Source organism: Winogradskyella psychrotolerans, from assembly GCF_018860565.1.
GTDB lineage: Bacteria > Bacteroidota > Bacteroidia > Flavobacteriales > Flavobacteriaceae > Winogradskyella > Winogradskyella damuponensis.
Genome location: NZ_JAHKPS010000018.1, coordinates 65,676 through 83,985, shown reverse-complemented (window position 1 = coordinate 83,985; position 18,310 = coordinate 65,676). Strand labels below are relative to the sequence as shown.

Annotated in this window: 19 protein-coding genes; 10 read left to right on the top strand and 9 right to left on the bottom strand. The window is 33.9% G+C overall.

The window, feature by feature from the left end; translation table 11 throughout:
* The first annotated feature begins 93 nt into the window (after positions 1-93).
* Positions 94-1,254 (top strand): iron-containing alcohol dehydrogenase, encoded by a 1,161-nt coding sequence (locus KO504_RS06945; RefSeq protein ID WP_215925610.1) that lies wholly within the window; start codon positions 94-96, stop codon positions 1,252-1,254.
* A 100-nt stretch (positions 1,255-1,354) separates the two neighbouring features.
* Positions 1,355-2,038 carry a type 1 glutamine amidotransferase domain-containing protein gene (locus tag KO504_RS06940; RefSeq protein WP_215925609.1) on the top strand — a complete coding sequence of 228 codons (684 nt, stop codon included), beginning with the start codon at positions 1,355-1,357 and terminating at the stop codon, positions 2,036-2,038.
* 202 nt (positions 2,039-2,240) lie between these two features.
* Here KO504_RS06940 and KO504_RS06935 read toward each other — a convergent pair whose 3' ends face one another.
* Genes KO504_RS06935 through KO504_RS06910 form a run of 6 tightly spaced genes read right to left on the bottom strand, consistent with a single transcriptional unit; the run spans position 2,241 to position 9,176 of the window.
* The gene (locus tag KO504_RS06935) at positions 2,241-3,125 is read right to left on the bottom strand and encodes a carbohydrate kinase family protein (protein WP_215925608.1); all 885 of its coding nucleotides are present in this window, start codon (positions 3,123-3,125) and stop codon (positions 2,241-2,243) included.
* Positions 3,126-4,625, bottom strand: a complete 1,500-nt coding sequence (locus tag KO504_RS06930; protein ID WP_215925607.1) for a mannitol dehydrogenase family protein — start codon at positions 4,623-4,625, stop codon at positions 3,126-3,128.
* A 22-nt stretch (positions 4,626-4,647) separates the two neighbouring features.
* The gene (locus tag KO504_RS06925) at positions 4,648-5,616 is read right to left on the bottom strand and encodes an ABC transporter permease (protein ID WP_215925606.1); all 969 of its coding nucleotides are present in this window, start codon (positions 5,614-5,616) and stop codon (positions 4,648-4,650) included.
* A gap of 12 nt (positions 5,617-5,628) precedes the next feature.
* Complete coding sequence (locus KO504_RS06920) at positions 5,629-7,161, bottom strand: sugar ABC transporter ATP-binding protein (protein ID WP_215925605.1); 1,533 nt, start codon at positions 7,159-7,161, stop codon at positions 5,629-5,631.
* Positions 7,162-7,180: 19 nt separating this feature from the next.
* Positions 7,181-8,242, bottom strand: a complete 1,062-nt coding sequence (locus KO504_RS06915; protein ID WP_215925604.1) for a substrate-binding domain-containing protein — start codon at positions 8,240-8,242, stop codon at positions 7,181-7,183.
* Between the two features lie 40 nt (positions 8,243-8,282).
* A complete protein-coding gene (locus KO504_RS06910; protein WP_252723634.1) occupies positions 8,283-9,176 on the bottom strand; it encodes a hypothetical protein in 894 nt (297 codons plus the stop codon).
* Between the two features lie 236 nt (positions 9,177-9,412).
* Between KO504_RS06910 and KO504_RS06905 the strand changes: the two genes are divergently transcribed.
* The 5 genes from KO504_RS06905 (at position 9,413) to KO504_RS06885 (ending at position 12,703) form a co-directional block, all read left to right on the top strand.
* Positions 9,413-10,150 (top strand): NUDIX hydrolase, encoded by a 738-nt coding sequence (locus KO504_RS06905; protein ID WP_215925603.1) that lies wholly within the window; start codon positions 9,413-9,415, stop codon positions 10,148-10,150.
* 104 nt (positions 10,151-10,254) lie between these two features.
* Positions 10,255-11,157 (top strand): DMT family transporter, encoded by a 903-nt coding sequence (locus KO504_RS06900; RefSeq protein WP_215925602.1) that lies wholly within the window; start codon positions 10,255-10,257, stop codon positions 11,155-11,157.
* 124 nt (positions 11,158-11,281) lie between these two features.
* Entirely contained in the window at positions 11,282-11,569 is a 288-nt protein-coding gene (locus KO504_RS06895) for a hypothetical protein (protein WP_215925601.1), read from the top strand.
* A 434-nt stretch (positions 11,570-12,003) separates the two neighbouring features.
* Positions 12,004-12,315: a ribosome hibernation-promoting factor, HPF/YfiA family gene (gene hpf / locus KO504_RS06890; RefSeq protein WP_215925600.1), complete on the top strand. Its 312-nt coding sequence runs from the start codon at positions 12,004-12,006 to the stop codon at positions 12,313-12,315.
* Position 12,316: 1 nt separating this feature from the next.
* Positions 12,317-12,703, top strand: coding sequence for an arsenate reductase family protein (locus KO504_RS06885; protein ID WP_215925599.1), 387 nt, complete (start codon positions 12,317-12,319; stop codon positions 12,701-12,703).
* 264 nt (positions 12,704-12,967) lie between these two features.
* Here KO504_RS06885 and KO504_RS06880 read toward each other — a convergent pair whose 3' ends face one another.
* Both KO504_RS06880 and KO504_RS06875 read right to left on the bottom strand, forming a co-directional pair.
* The gene (locus tag KO504_RS06880) at positions 12,968-13,369 is read right to left on the bottom strand and encodes a VOC family protein (RefSeq protein WP_215925598.1); all 402 of its coding nucleotides are present in this window, start codon (positions 13,367-13,369) and stop codon (positions 12,968-12,970) included.
* Positions 13,370-13,954: 585 nt separating this feature from the next.
* Positions 13,955-15,049: an alkene reductase gene (locus KO504_RS06875; protein ID WP_215925597.1), complete on the bottom strand. Its 1,095-nt coding sequence runs from the start codon at positions 15,047-15,049 to the stop codon at positions 13,955-13,957.
* A gap of 487 nt (positions 15,050-15,536) precedes the next feature.
* Here KO504_RS06875 and KO504_RS06870 point away from each other — a divergent pair, with 487 nt between their 5' ends.
* A complete protein-coding gene (locus tag KO504_RS06870; RefSeq protein ID WP_215925596.1) occupies positions 15,537-16,058 on the top strand; it encodes a 5' nucleotidase, NT5C type in 522 nt (173 codons plus the stop codon).
* A 217-nt stretch (positions 16,059-16,275) separates the two neighbouring features.
* Entirely contained in the window at positions 16,276-17,241 is a 966-nt protein-coding gene (locus tag KO504_RS06865) for a sugar phosphate isomerase/epimerase family protein (protein ID WP_215925595.1), read from the top strand.
* A gap of 77 nt (positions 17,242-17,318) precedes the next feature.
* Here the strand turns inward: KO504_RS06865 and KO504_RS06860 are convergent, their stop codons facing one another.
* On the bottom strand, positions 17,319-17,519 hold the full coding sequence (locus KO504_RS06860) for a CsbD family protein (RefSeq protein ID WP_215925594.1): 201 nt from the start codon (positions 17,517-17,519) through the stop codon (positions 17,319-17,321).
* 213 nt (positions 17,520-17,732) lie between these two features.
* Between KO504_RS06860 and KO504_RS06855 the strand changes: the two genes are divergently transcribed.
* Positions 17,733-18,305 carry a Crp/Fnr family transcriptional regulator gene (locus KO504_RS06855; protein ID WP_215925593.1) on the top strand — a complete coding sequence of 191 codons (573 nt, stop codon included), beginning with the start codon at positions 17,733-17,735 and terminating at the stop codon, positions 18,303-18,305.
* Positions 18,306-18,310: the final 5 nt, after the last annotated feature.

Genomic DNA, 18,310 nt, shown 5'->3' with positions numbered 1-18,310 from the left:
TGCTCTCTAATCGTCCTATTTAGAGTGTATACTATCTAAAGGAATATTGAGCGTGGTTGAATAACAAGAATTAATAATTAAAAAGAAAAGAAGATGAATAATTTTGAATTTAAAAATCCTACCAAAATCATATTTGGTAAAGACACTATAGAAAAACTAGAAAACGAAATCCCTAAAGACGCCAAAGTACTAATGCTTTATGGTGGTGGAAGCATTAAAAAAAATGGTATTTACGATCAAGTAAAAACGGCTTTAGCTAAAGTAGAGGTTATTGAATTTGGCGGAATTCCTGCAAATCCAGAATACGCTAAGTTAATGGAGGCTTTAAAAATAATTAAAGACGAAAACATTACGTATTTATTAGCCGTTGGTGGTGGATCTGTAATTGATGGCACTAAATTTTTATCAGCTGCAGCAGTGTATGATGGTGAGACTCCTTGGGATATTTTAACCCAAAATATTAGAACTGAAAAAGGAATGCCTTTCGGAACCGTTTTAACCCTTCCTGCTACAGGATCTGAAATGAATTCTGGAGCTGTAATTACAAGAGCTGAAACCCAAGAGAAATTAGCTATGGGTGGACCTGGTTTATTTCCTGAGTTCTCCATATTAGATCCTCAAGTGATTACGTCTATTCCTCAACGTCAATTGGCAAACGGATTAACAGATGCGTTTACACATGTTTTAGAACAATACATGACCTATCCTATTGGAGCCTTGTTACAAGATCGTTTTGCGGAAAGTATTCTACAAACCTTAATTGAGGTAGCACCAAAAGTATTAGAGGATCCTACAGACTATCAAGCGGCATCTAACTTTATGTGGAGTTGTACTATGGCCTTAAACGGATTAATACAAAAAGGAGTACCTTCAGACTGGGCCGTTCATGCTATGGGACACGAATTAACAGCCATGTTTGGTATTGACCACGCACGTACTTTAGCGGTAATTGCACCAAGCCATTACAAGTTTAATTTTGAAGCGAAGAAAGAAAAATTAGCACAATACGCAGAGCGTGTTTGGAATATTACGGAAGGTAGCACAGACGATAAGGCCTATGCAGCCATTGAAAGAACAACAGCTTTCTTTCATCAATTAGGTATCGATACTAAGTTATCTGATTACACTAAAGATTATGAAGGTACTGCTGAAAAAATAGCAAAACGTTTTACTGATCGTGGATGGTTGGGATTAGGTGAACACCAATCACTGTCACCAGATAAGGTAGAGAAAATTGTAAAAATGGCGTATTAATTTAAACTGAAGGTCAGTACAATTGATTTTGAGACCAGATTTAAAAGTAAGCATACCTTCTGAAACCATTTCAGAAGTATAAAAAAAATTAAAAAAGAAAATGAACGTATTATTCGTATTAACATCTCACGATAAATTAGGAGATACAGGAAAGAAAACAGGATTTTGGGTTGAAGAATTCGCAAGTCCATATTACACCTTATTAGATAAAGGAGCAACTATTACTATTGCGACACCAAAAGGTGGTGCTGCGCCAATAGATCCAAGTAGCGATTCGCCAGATGCAGCAACCGAGGCTACTGAGCGCTTTAACAAAGATGCCCAAGCCAAAGATAAAATTGCAAACACTAAAGTATTAGCAGATATAAATCCAGATGATTTTGATGCTGTGTTTTATCCAGGCGGACATGGCCCTTTATGGGATTTAACCAATGATGCTAATTCAGTGGCATTGATTGAAAAGTTTGATCGCCAAGAAAAACCAATTGCTTTTGTATGTCATGCACCAGCTGTATTAAAAGATGTAAAAAATGAAGACGGAACAGCATTGGTAAAAGGTAAGAAAGTAACTGGTTTTTCAAATTTAGAAGAAGCAGCTGTGGGCTTAACTGAAGTTGTACCATTACTATTAGAAGATATGCTTATTGAAAATGGAGCACATTATTCTAATGCTGATAAATGGGCAGCTTATGCTGTGCAAGACGGCAACCTTATAACAGGGCAAAACCCTGCATCTTCAACTTTGGTTGCAGAGAAATTAATAGAAGCGCTTAAAAAGGCTTAGTATAATGATTTGATTTTGATTTGATTGATAGCGAGAGAGCCTGTATAACATAATATGTATGCAGGCTTTTTTATTGCTTAAAACAATGAGGATATTGATTACTTTTAAGTCTCTACACAGACCTTATACTACAAAAAAGCCTCACCATTTTTGTGAAGCTCTTAAGTGCTATTAAACAACCAAGTAAACTTAGCGTTTCCGTTTAAATGCTAAGCATTAATTTTTCAATATCTTCTTTTTCAAATTTTGGGTTTGCACCTGCTTGGCTTGCGACATAAGCTCCTACTGCACAAGCATAATTTATGGCATTCTGTGGTGTACTTCCTGTTAATAATTTATGTGTTAGTGTAGCGAGAAAAGCATCTCCTGCTCCAACAGTATCTATGACGTTTACGATATAACCAGCATTATAATAGAACTCATTATCCACAAATAACACAGCTCCTTTAGCACCCAAGGTCACGCAGATTGATGCTGTTGAGGTTTGTTTTGATATGAGTCGAATACATTCTTCTAAAGCAATGCTTTTTCCATATAAACTGTTACAAATTTCAAAGATTTCATCGTCATTAAATTTTATAAAATCAGCAGCATGCATCAAATAATTCAATTCTTCTAAGCTGTAATAAGGGGCTCTAAGATTAACATCAAATATTTTATATGGAGCACAATCAATAAGACGATATAACGTTGCTTTAGAAACTGCTGTTCTTACCACCAAGCTTCCAAAAATAAAGGCATCTGACGTCGCAGTTATTTGTTTTGCCGCTTCTGTTAGTTCAATAGCATCCCAAGCTCTTGGTGCATGTATGACATAGGTTGCAGAACCTTCTTCATTTAATGAGACTTCAACTTCACCAGTCTTTAAATGGTCGTCTTTTTGAATATAATCGACTTCAACTCCATTTGTTTTAATGTATTCAAAAATGGTTTCCCCCAATGCATCTTTTCCAATTTTGGTTATCATAGCCACTTTATGTCCAAAAGACTGTAGCCGCAATGCCACATTTAATGGAGCACCTCCAATGGTTTTATGGTTAGGAAACACATCCCATAACACTTCTCCAAAACAAACAATATTTTTCATTTATATAGAATTAATTTGGCTAAGGTTAATGTTTTGAACAGCTATAATTACACCTTCTTTTGTAATTGTTTTATACGCTTTAACATAAGCATCTACAAAAGGTTTATACGTTTTTAAGTTTCCAAAAACAGATTCAATTTCTAGAAAATACTCGGGATGATTTTGGGATGCCAACTCTGCCTGTTTATGCAAGGTATCTTTTAGAGCATCTTTAATATTTAAATGTTCATCTTTTTCATTAGTACCTAAGCTATAAATAGCCCAAGCAGCTACAACAAAAGCAGCTAATTCAGTTTGTCTAGATAACTTTAAATTAGCTTTAACGGTAGGCAAAATAAATATTGGAAACTTAGCAGAACTTTCTGAACAAATGCGATCTATTTGGTCTTTAATACTAACATTTCCAAAACGCTGTAATAATGATGCTATATAGGCTTCTAAGTCAACATTTTCTAAATCACTAAGCGTTGGAACGACCTCTTGTTTTAAATAATGTTCTAAAAACGCGTTGATATTCTTATCATTTACGGCTTCGTCAATAGTTATATATCCAACTAAAGCTCCTAAAATCCCTAAAACCGAATGTCCTGCATTTAAAAGGCTTAACTTCATTTTCTCATAAGGTTCGACATCTTTTACAAATTGTGCGCCTACAACTTCCCAAAGAGGTCTTCCATTACTAAATTGGTCTTCTATAACCCATTGCTTAAAAGGTTCGCATACAACAGGCCAAGCATCTACAATACCTTCTTCTGTTTTTAGTTGTTCTATATCTGCAGCTGTTGTTGCTGGTGTTATACGATCTACCATGCTATTTGGAAATGCAACACGCTGTTCTATCCATGGGATTAATGCTGGATCTGCTAGTTTTACGTAGCTCAATAACATTTGCTTAGTCATATCACCATTACCTTGAATATTATCACAAGATTGAATTGTGATGCCTTTTAAACCTTTTTGCTGTCTTAGCTTTAAAGCTTGAGTTAAATACCCAAACACCGTTTTAGGTTGTGTTGGATGTGCGATATCATATAAAATAGATGGATTTTTATCATCAAAAGCACCTGTAGCTTCATTGTAGTTATATCCGCCTTCAGTAATAGTTAAAGTAACGATTTTAACTTCTGGACTCGCTATCTTTTCTATCACTTTGGAAGGATCTTCTGGAGCAAAAAGTAATTCTGTAATTGCGCCTATAACACGCTTACTTAAAGAACCGTCAAATTCCTTAACCATAAGGGTGTACAAGCCATCTTGAGCTTTAAGAGTTTGGTATATTTTGGTGTCGTGCGGTAATAAAGCCACTCCACAAATAGCCCAATTAGTTATGGATGTGTCGTGTAATAATTGATCCGTATAAAATGCCTCATGAGCGCGATGAAACCCACCAATACCAATATGTACAATACCTGTTGTTAATTGCGTTCTATTGTATTTAGGTGTAGAAACACGTTCTGAAATAGCATTTAAATTTTCTTGATTCAGTGTATATGTTGTCATGATTTTTTATGCTTTAGTTGTGTTATTTGCTTTCAAATCGTTGTAGTAATACTGCAAAAATGATAATAGCGCCTTTTACCACTTGCTGTGGATATGAAGGCACATTTAAAAGGTTTAAAATATTGCCTATTAAACCTAAAATTAAAACTCCCATTAATGTGTTTATAGCGGTACCTCTACCTCCATTTAAACTCGCTCCTCCAATAACTACAGCTGCAATAGCGTCGAGTTCCCAAGCCATACCCATATTTGGCGAGCCTAAATTGGTTCTAGAAGCCACAACAATAGCCGCAACTGCTGCTAAAGCACCAGAAATGGCATACACCAGAAACTTGTATTTATTCACTTTAATACCCGATAATCTTGCTGCTTCTTCATTACTACCAATGGCTATTACTAGTCGACCAAACACATTGTATTTTAGCATGATCATGGCGATAATAACCACTAAGAAAAATATGATGGAAATATTTGGTAATCCTAAAGTAGAATTGTTTGCAAAATCAGACATAAATACACCACCTGCTGTTTTAAATGTAACAGGCGAACCGTTAGAGTAAATAAACCCTAATCCTCTGGCAATGGTCATTAAAGCTAAGGTTGCTACAAAGGGTGCCATTTTTTGAAATGCGACTAAGTAACCCGATATACTTCCCAAACCAAAACCAATACAGATGGTAAATAGTATGGCTAATGGTAAAATAATAACGTTGATTAACATGGCAAATATCACCGCTAAAAGCGCGACCATGGAACCTACGGATAAATCTATACCTCCTGTAAGAATCACAATAAGCATTCCTATACTTATAATACCAATACCCGAAACTTGTTTTAATAAATTTGAGAGATTAGCAGATGTAAAAAAAACATCAGATATAATAGCTGAAAATATAACCAGTAGTACAAAAATAAATATGGTATTGTACTTTACTAAAAACTTAAGTAAACCACCTGGACTATTGAGTTGCTGTTTAATTGATAAAGCCATAACTTAATTTTTTTAAGAGATTAATGTTTCTTGTTTTAGAGGTTTGCCAATGGCATAGCGTAAAATATTTTCTTCTGAGAATTCTTTTTTAGAAAGTTCACCATAATTACGACCTTCATGCATGACTAAAATACGGTCTGATATTCCCATAATCTCAGGCATATCTGAAGAGATGACTACAACAGCAACTCCTTTTTTAGCGACTTCATTAATGAGGTTGTATATTTCAATTTTAGCACCTACATCAACTCCTCGTGTAGGCTCATCTATAATGATAACTTTACTGTCTATACTTAACCATTTGGCTAAGGCGACTTTTTGTTGATTTCCTCCACTTAAATTCTTAACATCAACTTCAGAATGAGGTGTTTTAATATTTAAGCGTTGTATGAGGTCTAAAATATTTTTGTATTCATCTTTAGTGTTTATAAAACCGAGTTTGCTTGATATAGAGTCAAAATTTGTAACACTAATATTTCTACGAATTGATAAAGGCAAAAAGACGCCTTCTTCTTTTCGATCTTCAGACACAAATCCAATTTGATATCCTACAGCATCAACAGGGCTCTTAGCGTGTATTTCAACTCCATTTAAAGTTATAATGCCTGACTTCTTTCTATGGGCACCAAAAATTAATTTTCCTGTTTCGGTTCTACCACTTCCTCCCAAACCTGCAATGCCTAAAACTTCTCCTGCATTTACCGAAAAAGACACATCTTTTACAATGCCTCGTTTGCCTTCTAAATTTTTAACAACGAGCACTGGTTTTTTTCCTATTTCTATGGTACGAATTGGATATAAATCTTCTAAGGCTCTGCCAATCATTAAATGAATTACGGCATCGGTATTAGTCTCAGAAACTGCTACACTACCTGTATCTACTCCATCTCTTAAAACCGTAATGGTATCTGCTATTTCAAATATTTCATCCAAATGATGAGAGATGTATATGATAGAAACTCCATCTTGTTTTAAACGTCTTAGATTGTTGAATAGCTTCTTAATGTCATTAGGATCAAAAACGGTTGTAGGTTCATCTAAGACTAAAACCTTTGTATCTTCAGCGATAGCTTTAGCAATTTCTACCACTTGTTTCTGAACGATACTTAAATTTCTCACTTTAGCAGTGACATCTATTGAAAACCCTAAAGAATCTACTAGCGCTTTAGCTTCAGAGATAAGCTTTTTCCAATTCATCCAAACTTTATTAGCACCTAGTTTGTGCAAATAAATATTTTCAGCAACTGACAAATCATTAACTAAAGACAACTCCTGATATACCACATTAATGCCTAACATTTGGCCTTCGTGTGTATTTTTGGGTTGTATGGTTTCGCCGTCCAAAAGCACGTTACCTGCATCTTTTTGATGAACACCACTTAATATTTTTATTAGGGTAGACTTTCCTGCTCCATTTTCTCCAAGTAATGCGTGTATTTCACCTGGCTTTACCTTTAAATTAACCCCTTTTAATACTGAAACTAAACCAAAACTTTTTTCAATTCCAGTCATTTCTAATCGGTAGTTGTTCGCTGTATCTTTCATATTTGCTCGGGTATTAATTTTAAAACAAGGCGTTCGGGTTATAATACTTAGCAGCATTTTCTTTGGTAATAAGTAAAGGTGGCGTATATGTAGTTTTAGAAAATTCTCGCTTACCGTTTAAATATTCTACCGCATGTTTAATTGCTTTTCTTCCTATTTGCACAGGACTATTCATTGCTGTACATCCATAAAAATCTGTTTCCATGATGTATTTTATAGCTTCTTTTTGGCCATCTGCTGCCGCTACAATTAAAATATCATCAGTTTTACCAGCTTGTGCAATTGCTTTAATGGCACCTAATACGCAGACATCAGATTCTGTAATTACTACATTAATATCTGGATGTGCTACTAATATGTCTTCCATAGCTTTTAATCCTCCAGCATACGACCAATTGGTATAGGCTTGTGTTTTTATATTAAGATTAATATATCCTAAACTTCTCAACTGTTCTTCAGTAATGCCTTGCAATAAACCTTGTTTACGTGTACGGCCAACAGGATTACCTGCATTTCCGCTCAATAATGCAATATTCATATTGGATCTTCCAAATTTTTTAGCCAGCCATTCTCCCGCTAACTCACCATTTGCTAGATTATTAGACTGTATAATGGTCACAAAATCTGCAGAAGGATTAATAGCGCTATCAATAATAAACACAGGGATATTTGCTACTTTTGCAGCTTTGGTTGCTCCAACTAAGGCATCCGGATCTAAAGGGTTTAATAATAAAACATCAATACCTTTTGTAATTAAATCCTCAACTGCGGCGACTTGTTTTGTAATGTCATTTTGACCATCTGCTGATAAAAACTGCATGCCATTTGCTTCAGTTGTACTTTTTATACTTTGAAACAAAGCCTGGTAATACGGAGCATTTAACGAAGGAGTACAATAACCTATTTTTTTTCCTGTAAGGTCTATTTTACTTTCTATGAGTTCTCCAGCAGCATCACTATTATTAGTGTTAGCTTGTACAGTGTTTAATTCTTCTACACAACTCATTAAATTAATACCTAAGATAAGGGCAATAATCCCTATACGGTAATTGAAAACGGTAGCAAGGTGTTTAAAGTTCATAGTCTTATTATTTAGTAGTTAAATCGTGTTTTGTCTCAATTTAAAAAAGTCTTATATCTAGCTGTAGTACGGTTCTCTCCTGTTCCGGATTCCACATAGCCATAACTTCTACAGGAACACTGTAATTACCAATTTTAAGCTCTTTATTAAGTGTAGCACCTACATTAATAATGTTTCCAACTCCAGCTGTATAAAAGGTTTTATCTGTAATAAAAGACCAAGCCCCTCCTGTAAATAACGATAAGCTAGTCGCGTCTTTTTCCCAAACTTTATGCTTAACTTCAAAATAATGAGTCCATGAGTTTTTTAAAGTGCCATCCGCTTGTACTTCATAATCCCCAGAACCACCTCCTAATATTGTAGCAAAATACAATAAGGTCTTAGGTGTGACATTGTAACCAAAATTAAGATCAACAAAATTGTAGCCTTGTGTTTTATCGTAACTCCAATAGTGTAATTTATCTCCGCGCTCCTCTACTCCTGTGTAATTATTATGAGAAACCGCTTCTATAAAAAAGCGTTCGTTAAATTTGTACTTAGTATATATAGAAAACTCTTTATAGTTGGCGCTTGTTAATTCTCCTGTGTTATAATTTTTTACATCAATGCTTGAAAAACTAGCACCACCCCAAACACCAAATGTAAACTTTGTGTTTCGAGAATTATATTCCAAACTGGTAGCAAACACAGCTCCAGGGTGCACTAAAAAGCCATGCCATGTATGCATGTTTTTTATATGGCCATGAACCACAAAAGGGGTATAATCATCTTTTGTCTCTTGGGCAAAGACCCCGCCTTGTGCAATAAAAATAAGAATAATTACGCTGATGCTTCTCGTGGCCTTAGGTAGTTTAACGTTTTGAAACTCAAAATATTTAGAAGTGATACTTCTAAAAACAAACCTTACGAAATAGAGTGTTTTGTACGTTGCCATTTTTATAGTTTATCAGTTACTTTTATTAAACGTCATTATTACGTTTATTTTTCAAATGTATAAATTATTTTTATATCTTTTCCTATTTCACTTAAAAAAATGTGTTATTTTAGCTTTAAAATATGCTATATTGATATTTTAAGCCTATAAACAAAAGGTTTTAAAGAAAAACCTAAAAGATGTCAAAATGACGTTTATTAATATATTTTAATACTAATTATTATCTAATTTTGCTTATGAAGTCTGAATTAATCTCTAATTTATCTGTTGATTGTGTTGTCTTTGGGTATGATATTATTACCAAATCGCTCAACGTTTTATTAATTAAGCGTTATTTAGAATCTGAAGATAAAAAGGATGTACTAGTCAATGATTATGTCCTTACCGGATATCATGTTTTTGAAGATGAAACACTAGATAAGGCAGCGGAACGTGTACTTAAAGAGCTTACTGGATTAAATAATTTATACAAAAAACAATTTAAAGCCTTTGGAGATCCAGACCGATTAACCAACCCTAAAGACTTAATATGGATTGAAAGTCAGAAATTTAACTTAAGAACCATTACAATAGCGTATTACTTTTTATTAAAAACTGAAGATGTAGAGGTTACAGATAATGCTTCTAAAGCGAAATGGTTTCCAGTAGATGATTTACCAGAGCTAGGTTTTGATCACAAACAAATTATAAAAGAAGCATACGAAGATTTAAAAATAAAATGTTTAGCTGAACCTATTATTTTTGAATTGTTACCCGATAAATTCACAATTAACGAGGTACAAGACGCGTATCAATCTATATTAGGTATAGAAATAGATAATCGTAATTTTAGGAGAAAGTTAATTAATAAAAAGTACATCATTCCCTTAGATGAAAAGCAAGTGGGTGTTTCTAAAAAACCCGCACAACTTTATATGTTTAGCAAAGATGTTTACGATAAAATATTTCAAAAAAACTATTTAATCAGCATTTAGTATTTGGCTAATATATTCAGAAAGCTCAAAGTAATTAATCCTAACAAAAAAGCAGTATCATTAGAAGTCTTTAAATAAAACTAAATACTATCTTCGCGCCCATTATGTGGATGTATCTTGGTTTATTAGCTGCTCTTTTCTTAGGATTACACAACTTATGTAAAAAACATGCCGTACAAGGAAACGAAGTATTTCCTGTGCTTTTAGGTACAGTTTCAAGTGGTTTTTTATTTATAGCGGCGTTTTATGGCTTCTCTGTTTTTTATCCAGATTATGCACTTGAACACGGTTATAATTTTCAAAATATTTCGTTGCAAACTCATGGTTTTATCTTTATAAAATCAGTAATTATGGCAAGTTCTTGGATATTAGCTTACCAAGCGTTGAAGCATTTACCCATTACTATTGTCACTCCTATTCGTTCCGCAGGACCGTTTTTCACCTTTATTGGTGCGATTTTAATCTACCAAGAAAAACCAAACACTTTACAATGGCTTGGCTTTTTCCTCATTATATTCTCTGTCATGCTTTACTCCAAAATTGGAAAGAAAGAAGGCATTAATTTTAAGCGCAACAAATGGATCTTCGCTATTATTGGTGCTACGTTTTTAGGCGCTTCTAGTGGTTTATACGATAAATTCTTAATCCAAAACCTAAGCCTTAACCCACAAACCCTTCAATTCTGGTTTTGTCTATACACCATACTGATTTTACTCGTCATTCTAAGCATCACATGGTTTCCCTATGCCGAAAAACGAAAAGCTTTTAAATTCCGTTGGTCTATAATTGCAGTTGGTATTTTATTGCAAGCCGCAGATTACTTCTATTTTAAAGCGTTGCAAGATCCTGATGCCTTAATTATGCTATTGTCAGCCATTAAACGAAGTCAAATATTAATAGCTGTAGTTGTTGGTGGTTTAGTCTTTAAAGAGCAAAACAAACGTAAAAAATTAGTGCCTTTAGCAGGTATTATGATTGGAGTTTTTCTGATTTTGTATTCTAATTGATTTTTAAAGCAACAAAGTTGCAAAGTTGTTAACTACAGCAAAACCATTAAGATTTTGTTCTTCTCAGTTAACACCTAGAGTTTGTAATCTTTAATTTTGATTACATCTTAAAAATAAAAAAAATATGAAAAGCGAAGACAAAAAAACACCGTACAATTCAGATATAACAAAAGAAGACGAAAAGATTCTAGGAGATAAATCCGGAAACTTAAGACAAGACAATGGTGATGACGAACTCTTAAAAAATCGAAAATCTGAAACCGATTTTGCTGCTAAAGATTTGGATATACCTGGTAGTAAAAATTCAAAATTGCTGCCTAATCTAAACAAAGCAGATGAAGAAAACCAACATTACAGTCTAGGAAGCGATCATAATGAAAATCTTGAGTTAGATATTGAAAACAGCAAATAGTTTAAAAGTCTTACCGAAATCTAAACAAGGCCAACCACCATAAAAGCATATACAATCAAAATTCGTTAAAAATAACTGAAGCCTTGGAAGCTATTTAGGATTTTTATTATGGTTTTAATAGCACCAAAGTGCTATTAAAAATACCTTCAACAGCAAAGGACGTTTTGGTACGTTTTTGGTCCTTCACTACGAAGTATATCATGAGTTCTTATACAATGAATATCTACGAATAAAATTGAATGTATAAAAATAAGCTACACATCCATAAACAAACAACTAGCCCCAGCATCAAGCGATAAAACTTTAAACAGCTGTAAAATACGAATTTAGAAAAAACAGTCCCAAACCAAACAAGCGAACATTTATCGCATATAAGTTAAGCAAACACTAGCATTAGCCTTAATTTTAAGTATAACCTTAAACACAAAAAAATTATGGATAATAACACAATCATTTTCGAATATCATGATGTTAACGCCAGCGATACTTTAGAAAATTTCACAAAAGAAAAACTAGAAACCATTTTTACACGATTCGATTTTGTACATCGAGCAGATGTATTTTTTAAAACTGAAAACACAAGTTCAGACGAAACAGGAAAGAAATGCGGTATTAGATTAAGCGCACCAGGTCCTCGCCTATTTGCAGAAGCTTCACACGATACCTTTCAAGATGCTGTTTCAGAAAGTATTAATGAACTAAAAAAACAATTACAAAAACGAAAAGAACAAGTTAAAACATATTAAAATGGGAGTGATAAGCGACGATAAAAAAGAAATTACAATTATTTATAATACCAATGACAAAAGAGATAAACAAACGTTTGGTTATTTAAGTGCTTCAGAAAAAAGCCTTTCACCAATCGATATATCCAATCAGAAATTAACAGGAACACAGTGGGCAGAAGTATCTACACGACTCAACAAAAGTCTGAATTCGTTAATCAATTCCGAAAAAATTGAAGGTGCAATAGAAAGCTTTAGTGACGACGATTGTATCAAAATCCTTCGTGAAAATCCAGATGCTTTAAATGGAGCAATTGTATTTACAACAAATAAAGCAGAGCAGATTAAAAATCCATCTAATGTGTTAGAGTTTTTAGATCCTGACAGTGCAGCAATAGATAAAACATAGTATCGCATCAATTAAAGGCTTACTAAAACTATAAACAACTAGTGTAGCAACGTTTCAAAGCGTTGCTTTTTTTATATTATTTAAAGCGAACGTATTCATAATAAAAATAAATCTAAACAATTGAAACATGAAAGATCATAAGCTCATTATTAATAGATCATAAGGTAATCTTAGAACATTTCTTCATCAAAAAAGCACAGTTTTTACACTGTGCTTTTTGTATGTAAACACGATTATGATAAACGTTTTCACCCCAATAGTGTATTACTTTTTATAATTCACCATCCAGCTCACATTGTATTGGTCAGAACACCTACCATAAAAAGCATCCCAAGACATTTCTTGAAATGGTGTATGCACGGTTCCTTGTGCACTCAATTGATTAAAAATAGACACTGCATCTTCCTTAGAATCCAAATCAATACTCATATTAATATTAGTACCATTGGTTAATGGTGTATCTGGTGAGGCATCATAAGCCATAATATGAAACCCTTTTCCTTTCAATTCTGCATGCTGTAATTTGTCTCTGTAGTTAGCTGGAATATCAATTTTAACATCGTTATAGGTTTGTTTGTTTTGAATGCTTCCACCTAAAACAGATTTATAGAATTCTAATGCATTTTTACAATCGCCTTTAAAGGCTAAATATGGTTGTACTTTCATAAGGTTTTGTTTTTAAATTATACTTCATTATAGATACACCCAATTTACAATCAAACGGTTAAATCAATTGTCGCATATGATAGAAATACTAATGGAAATCAAAATAAATCACAAGTAAACCATCAAAACCCAAATGCCGACAGCGTCGGAAGCAACGATTTTCAGAAATAATGAGCAAGAAACACTGTTAAAAACCCAAATCAAGGATCTATAAATTTTTATAAAATAGAACAACCTATTGCGAATAGCGCACAGACAAATGCGATAGCATTCACGAATTCAAACTTAAAACAATAAAAATTTATGAGTAATTTTCTAATAAATCGTTTTGAAATCGAAGATTCACGCAATCAAATGTATTAAAATAGAAGATTGAGTACTTTTTGGTTCGTTTATTCGCCTATGAATCTCATAATGCGCTGTGCAGTTTGCATCAAGACAAATACGATAGCATTTATGAACACCGATTTAATAAAATAGAAATCGAGTGAACTAAAATGAACAGATATAAATTAAAAGCAAATAAAAAGGCATCGCAAAACAAAAGCTCTACAATGCCAATACTAATACCAAAAAAAACCAAAATTACTCAGAAGCAAACGGATAATCCGTATACCCTTTTTTACCAGGAGTATAAAACGTATCCTTATCCCATTCTGCTAAAGCTAAATGCTTTTCAAAACGTTCCACTAAATCCGGATTAGAAACAAAAGGCTTACCATAAGCCACTAAATCTGCATCACCATTAGCAAGCACCTTATTCCCTTTTTCCTGATCAAAATTAGTATTAATCATTAACGTTCCATTATACAACGGACGAAAATGCTTAGCAATATCAGTCACAGCAAACGGCACCTCAGAAACATCGGTAAACGGTTCTGACAAATGCACATAAGCCAAATTATAGGCATTCAGTTTTTTAATAATATATTCAAAGGTCGGAATGGTATCTTCATCTACCGTAATACCAAACAGTCCATGTAACGACGGATTAAAACGTACTCCAATTTTTTCTTGTGGAATCACAGTTTTCATAGCGTCTAAAACTTCAAAAAAGAAACGCGCTCTGTTTTCAATAGAGCCACCATACGCATCCGTTCTGGTGTTAGAACAGCCATTAAAAAACTGCTGAAACAAATACCCATTAGACGAATGCAACTCAATACCATCAAAGCCAGCTTCCACAGCATTTGCAGCTGCATTTTTAAAATCGTTAATGGTGCGTTTAATATCTCCAAGTGTCATGGCTTTTGGAGTGACAGTCTCCTTAAAACCATTTGGAGTAAAAGACTGGGCATTCGGATTGATAGCAGACGCAGATACAGGCAACGCACCATCATGAAAATCGGGATGCGAAATACGGCCAACATGCCATAACTGAATAAAAATAGTACCTCCTTTATCATGTACACGTTTGGTGACCGTTTTCCACCCTTCCACTTGCGCTTTGGAGTGAATTCCAGGAGTATTAATATAGCCCACAGCTTCCTTAGAAACCTGAGAACCTTCGGTGATAATTAAACCTGCCGAAGCACGCTGTTCGTAATACAAGCCTTGTAAATCGTCAGTAGCAACTTTTTCCTTGTTATCCGCACGACTACGCGTCATAGGTGCCATAACAATACGGTTTTTTAATGTTATATTTTTATGATAGGGTGTTAATAAAGGTTGTGTATTCATGCTGTTTTTTTCGTATTAATTTGAAGTATAAAGTTACGATTTTCAAACACCACTATGAACCAAAAAGCATCAATTAAGATAGGTTTAACCTTTACTAGAAAAGCCTTGATAGATTTATAAATAATGAAAGAAATACCGTTAGGAATAAGTTATATAAAATAACAGACTAAACAATAAAAACCCATGAGTAATTTCCTAACAAATCGTTTTGAAATCGAAGATTCACGCAATCAAATGTATTAAAATAGAAGATTGAGTACTTTTTGGTTCGTTTATTCGGCTAAATCTATTGTTTATTTTGGAACTCATGATATGCTGCGCAGTTTGCATCAAGGCAAAATGAACATATAGAATATTACACATTTTAATACATCAATATGAAGTATCTAAGCAAGACTAAAACCCAAAACATTAAATAAATATTAAATAACCCATCACCCCTTGGCATTTCAATCCATAATCAAGAACTTCGCAAAAAAACAACCCAATGACAATATTTGTAGACATGGACGATGTGTTAGCCGACACTTACGGTAAGCACATAGAATTATATAATAAAGAACATCAACAAGACTTACATATCAACCAAATCACCTCTGGTGAAATATGGCATAACGTTCCAGAAATACACAAAAAAAGCATAAAAGATCACGCTTTACAGCCAGGCTTTTTCAGAAACTTAAAACCGTTTAAAGATGCCATACAAGTTATGGAAGCCTTGTACAACAAACATGAAGTGTACATTGCAACGGCAGCCACACAGTTTCCTAATTCCTTATTAGAAAAAAGCGAATGGTTAGACGAGCACATGCCCTTTATAACATGGCAACATCGTATAATGTGCGGAGATAAGTTTATTTTAAACGGAGATTTATTAATAGACGACAGAACCTACAACTTAGAAAAATTTGAAGGAGATACTTTGCTTTACAATTCGCCTCATAACGTCAATGACACAGGCTACACAAGAGTATCTAACTGGTTAGAAATCGCAGAACGCTTGTTGTAAAAACGGATAATAGATCTAAAAGTGCTTATTCGGGTCTCAGCCAGAGCTCCGTCGGGTCTCCTTCGGGTATGCGTCGGGTATGCGTCGGGTGAGCTATGGTAAATTCCTACAAATAGTCAAAAGCTATTAAAGAAAGTAACCATACCCAAATTTCAATATCTCACTAAAACACAGTAACTTGTTGTACACAATAATCTAGCACCAAGTACACAACAAGATGACTAAACCTCCAAACAAATATTCGAGAAGAGATTTTGCCAAACTTTCAGCAATGGGTTTTGCTGCATTACCATTACTATCATTTCAAAATCCATTAGCGCCAATCACAGCAACAACAGAAGAGCAGCTGCAGATACATTTATTCTCAAAACACTTACAGTTTCTTGATTATAACAACATGTCAGATGCTGCAGCAAACCTAGGTTTTGATGGCTTAGACCTTACCGTTAGAAGAAAAGGGCACGTACTACCAGAAAACGTTGAGCAAGACTTACCTATTGCTGTAGAAGCTATGAAAAACCATGGACTGCAACCAAAACTAATGTCTACCAATGTTTGGGATGTGAATAATCCTGTAAACATTAATGTTTTAAAAACCGCAAGCCAATTAGGGATTACCCACTACCGTACGGATTGGTTAAAGTATCCCGAAACCCAATCTATAGTAGAAAGTCAGAAACAGTTTGCCAAACAAGCCAAAGCCATAGAACTCATTAATGAAACATTCGGACTTATTGGTGGCTATCAAAACCATTCGGGTAAACATGTTGGTGCTCCTGTTTGGGATTTACTACCCATTTTAGAAGCTACAAAAGGTCAGTTTTTAGGTTGCCAATACGACATTAGACATGCGGTTGTTGAAGGTGGTGGCAGTTGGGAACTCGGTTTACAACGCATAAAACCATTAATTAACTCTATAGTAATTAAAGATTTTAAATGGGGAATTAAAGACGGTAAATGGCAACCTATTAATGTACCACTTGGCGAAGGTATGGTAGATTTTAAACGTTATTTCTCGTTACTTAAAACTTATAAAATTAATGTACCTGTGTCATTGCACCTCGAATACGATTTAGGTGGTGCCGAAAAAGGCCGTTCCAAACTCACAATGGATAAAAAAGAAGTGTTTAATTATATGAAAAAAGATCTGCAGTTTATAAAAGATACATGGAAAAATGCCTAATACGAATAGATCTGTAACCAACATAAAAAAATCCCGCAATTGCGGGATTCTTAACATAATCAATCAAATATATGAGCCTAAAACTTTAAATCATTCAAAAACGCATTAACGCTTTCTTTTGTTTCGCCGGTGCGTTTCTGGATTCTTCCTAAGACTTCATCTTCTTTACCTTCACGGTAATCCAGATCATCATCAGTAAGTTCTCCCCATTTTTGTTTCAATTTTCCTTTTGCAATATTCCAATTGCCTTTTACTTTATCTTGCCATGGTTTAGACATAATTTCTATAGTTTTAAGTTATCAACGTAAACCACTATGATTTACTACCATAAAGTTACTTGAAATCGTAAGGACTATTTAACGCTATTCATTAAGATATTAATGCAAACACGAATAAAAAAACATGTAATAAGTCTGCTGGTATCGCTTAAAATATTAGTGAAGATATGAAGAATATGTATCTTTACATTTCAATAATTACATGCAAAACTTGTGGATCAAATTAAAGCTTATATAGAGCAAATTGCGACATTATCTGATGCGGATTGGGAATACTTTATGTCTAAATTAGAACGACGTGTTATTCCAAAAAAAACAATCTTTTTAAAACGTAACGATATTGAAAAACACATCTCTTTTATAGAGTCTGGTGTGGTACGTTTGTTTATTCCTAAAGATAATCCTGAAAAAGAGATTACGTTTGGTTTTAGCTTTAAAGACCAATTTATCAGTGCTTACGATTCGTTTTTAACCCAACAGCCATCTGCATATGAGTTACAAGCATTAACAGAAACAACCATTTTAAGTATTAACTATAACGATTTACAAGCCGTTTATAATACCACACAGATTGGAAATCTTATTGGTAGGCTAACAGCAGAACGTCTGTTTTTAATAAAGTCTAAGCGCGAACAAAACCTACTAAACCTCACAGCAGAAGAACGTTATATTAAGTTATTTAAAGAACGACCTGAAGTCTTAAAAGTCATTCCTTTAAAATATGTGAGCTCATATATTGGTGTAACACCACAAGCGTTAAGCCGAATTCGCAAACGATTGGTATAGTGTTT